Raw genomic sequence first — 3,423 nt, 5'->3', positions numbered from 1 at the left:
GGAACTTCAGTGCAAGCCGAGTGAAAAAGGAGCTTGCTCGTTTTTCTGAGGCGCAGCCAGCGGTGAGGCCCTGCGGTTTGCTAGTATTTCTTTAGGAAATATTGTAGTTGACGTTCGTCCTCAGGCCCCATTTCCCTCTTTATGATCTCTATTGTTCCATCAGGATATGGATATTTCCAATAATCCAATCCACGTCTCTTCAAAAATGCGATCACTTTTAGCTTTTCTTGGTACATCTTGGAATCGAGCGGAAAGGCTTGAAGCCGCAATTCATAGAGTATGCTTACCTTGAAGGTGGGATAGTTGGGATCGTCAAGATTAACCCTTTCAAATTTACGATGATAATCCGCCCCGTGCTCTAATAAATATAGTAGTATGTCCATTCTTTGATGTGCAAATGCAGCATCCATTGCTCCTACATCCGTCGCGCTTGTTTCGAGGTTCACGTCTGCTCCCGCCTCGACAAGTATCTTTACCTTTTCGAAACTTGCAAAGACTGCATAGGATAAGGCTGAATTACATGCAGGGTCAAAATTTCCAAAGCCGTCTTCCTGAACTCCACATTCTACAGAATTGGGATTGCCACCGTTTTCCAACAGCAATCGTAGTATATCGGCAGAAACACTATGAAACATAGAAGCAAAGATCACTGCATTTCTCCCAAAATTGTGTACTGTGTCGTTTGGGGTATTGGGATTCGCACCTAAGGATAATAAGGTCTTTACGGAACGATACTTGTTCGTGCGAACTGCTAGCATCAAAAGCGTCCCTCCAAATTTCTCCTCCTTGTAGTCAACGGGCACTTTTAGTTTTTTCACTTGCCTCTTAATTTCTGCTACATTTTGATCTTCCACAGCCTTAGCTAAGTCCCAAGCAATTGTGCCTTGAAACAAGCGATAGTCGTCTCCCAGCAGATCTGCTTTATTTGCAGGAATATCCCGGCAGCCTGTCAGCGAAAGAGCGCAAATGCTTAAAGTGATGAATATAAATTTACTTGACATCATATTACGATTAAAATGAAATTGGGAGGTTTTGGCGATTCATCATATATTGTTGCTGTGCATTCTGAATTTTCTGCTCAAGAGTCTCAGAAACAGGTTTTGGATCTGGCTTATAAAAGTTTTGTATGCTATGCCCTAACATTGAATTATGCCGAAAGCGCCAATGCTGGGTGCCGTCTGCCCCCACGCCCAGCACCTTTACTTGGAATCTATTCAATTCATCATTGAAGTGAATGAATGCGTCTATTGTTGCTTTCTTCCTATTCCACCAGGCAATGGTGAAGGGACTAACCCATGCCGCATTAAAGGTCATGGCTCTACGGCCTGTCTTAAAGGCGTTCGCCGCAGCTAAACCTCCGCCTAGCGAGTGACCGACAAAAGTTAATTCTTTATTGCCAATCGCTTTCGATAGTCGCTCGGCGTTCTGCATAGAAATATCATACTGCTTTGATCAACCAACAATTTGTTGTGCATTATTCTTCCAATCTTCAAGGCTTGAGAAATCTGTCCCTGCTGTTGCATAAACATATTCGGTCTTTCCTTTCACAGTTCGTTCATACAATTCTGAGCGGAAACCAGAATCATCATCTTTAAGAGTGACATTCTTAAACCTTAATTTTGAAACTTTCCAACCGCCAGTTAATCTTACTTGTCCTGTCCCATACACGTGGTCGGCAATCCTTGCAGCCTCTTCCTCCGTAGGAGCCATGCCGGTAGGATCAATGAATCTTAGTGGATTACCGAATGTATAGCAATACCCACCAACGCTCGGATACTTCTCTGCCAACGGATCCACCCCGTACCACAAACTCGTCTTCGGGTTCATGTACCTCGCCCCGTAGTAGTACAGCCCAGTTTCCTCATCGAACTCCTTACCATTGAACTTATATGGCATCTCTTCAGACGAAGAATGTTCGTCCACGAGCAGTTCGCCATAAGGCAGGTAGGCGTCGAACTGGGCGACGTTGGCCTTGGCGTCGGTGATGTAAGGATGTAGAGCCGAGGTAGTCTGTGTGGTAGAAGAAGATGTCCTCGTGATGGGCGGGTTTGGTGAGCACCTAGGGTACTATGGTTTCTTTGAATACGAACATTTTTTTATTTTTGATATTATCGCATAAGGGTACTTATTCTTATAAGGCTGTTTTATATCCTTATAAAATTGGATCTGCAAAATGATTTTTTCCCCTTTTGAAATATTTGGTATTTTACATTCTTTATGAAGGCTTATATAGTATTTTTGCTCTTTATAAAGAAAGGACATTGATGTATAAGGGGTATTTTGAGTCGCGTTCATTATTATTAACGCAATACTATCATTTCTTTCATTTAAGGGGTCTCTCCCCAATGACAAATACGAAACCTTGATTGTTTTAACACACACACCATCTGAATATGATAAACTATCATATAATTGTTGTTCTAAAAATTGTGCTCCTATTGTGTGTATCTGTACGCAAAACAGCAATAGGAATAAAATGTAGATCCTCATTTCTTTTTTCTTTTGTTTTCTTCTGCTTTTATTTTTTTTGATATTCGCACCTGAGTAATGGTATAAGCTCTAGGTGAATCCTGTGCATAACCATTCTCTAGTCTACCTGAGATTTTCTCCGTTCTAGGATCATAATATAGCTTATTATTTTTACTTGTTCCTTCTTCTCTACTACCTGTTGCATTATCATAAACCAGAAAATAATTTCCCCCTTTATCATGTCCCATTCCAACAACGACAAGAAAGTGGTCTGTTGTATTATCTGGATTAGGACTTCCTTTTGCATCGTCCACTCCAATTAAAACTGGTATATTTTTTTGTAATGCTGACATCATATATGTTATTGCCTTTTTAGTCTCTACTTTATTTACACTTTTTCCTTCATTATATGGATACAAATTTGAGGTGTCGTAAGCTCCTCCTGCAGTATATCCAACTTGTCTTAATTGTTCTTTTGAATAATCTAAACAATTTGGTTTTCTATTGTGTCTCTTTTTAAATGAATTATAAAAGGGATTATTTCCCCAACCAATAAATTTATCCTTAGAGATAACTGGTGTTATTGTTTTCCAGACATCAGGGAGTTGCTGTTGCCTTCCATCAGGGTCTATAAGAGAAATTGGATTTCCTGCACAATATACCTGTCCTCCAACCGTAGGATACTTTTCCCTCAATATATCCACTCCATACCACAAACTCGTCCTTGGGTTCATGTATCTCGCGCCATAATAGTACAGTCCCGTCTCCTCGTCGAACTCTTTGCCATTAAACTTGTACGGCATTTCCTCACTGCTGCTGTGTTCGTCCACGAGCAGTTCGCCATAGGGCAGGTAGGCGTCGAACTGGGCGACGTTGGCCTTGGCGTCGGTGATGTAGGATGTGGAGCCGAGGTGGTCGGTGTGGTAGAAGAAGATGTCCTCGTGCGTGGTGTCG

2 protein-coding genes and 1 pseudogene are annotated in these 3,423 nt (G+C 41.5%); all 3 read right to left on the bottom strand.

Going from position 1 to position 3,423, the window contains the following annotated elements; translation table 11 throughout:
• Positions 1–80 precede the first annotated feature (80 nt).
• Positions 81–1,004, bottom strand: a complete 924-nt coding sequence (locus HMPREF2955_RS14035) for an ankyrin repeat domain-containing protein (protein WP_070724034.1) — start codon at positions 1,002–1,004, stop codon at positions 81–83.
• Between the two features lie 7 nt (positions 1,005–1,011).
• A pseudogene (locus HMPREF2955_RS17170) lies at positions 1,012–2,035 on the bottom strand (RHS repeat-associated core domain-containing protein); the annotation flags it as partial.
• 451 nt (positions 2,036–2,486) lie between these two features.
• On the bottom strand, positions 2,487–3,423 hold a 937-nt coding region (locus tag HMPREF2955_RS16965; protein ID WP_305775581.1), incomplete at its 5' end, for an RHS repeat-associated core domain-containing protein.

The organism is Prevotella sp. HMSC073D09 (assembly GCF_001814145.1).
GTDB classification, from domain to species: Bacteria; Bacteroidota; Bacteroidia; order Bacteroidales; family Bacteroidaceae; genus Prevotella; species Prevotella conceptionensis.
Note: the sequence above shows the minus strand (reverse complement) of the source record. Positions and strands in the feature narration are given on the sequence as shown.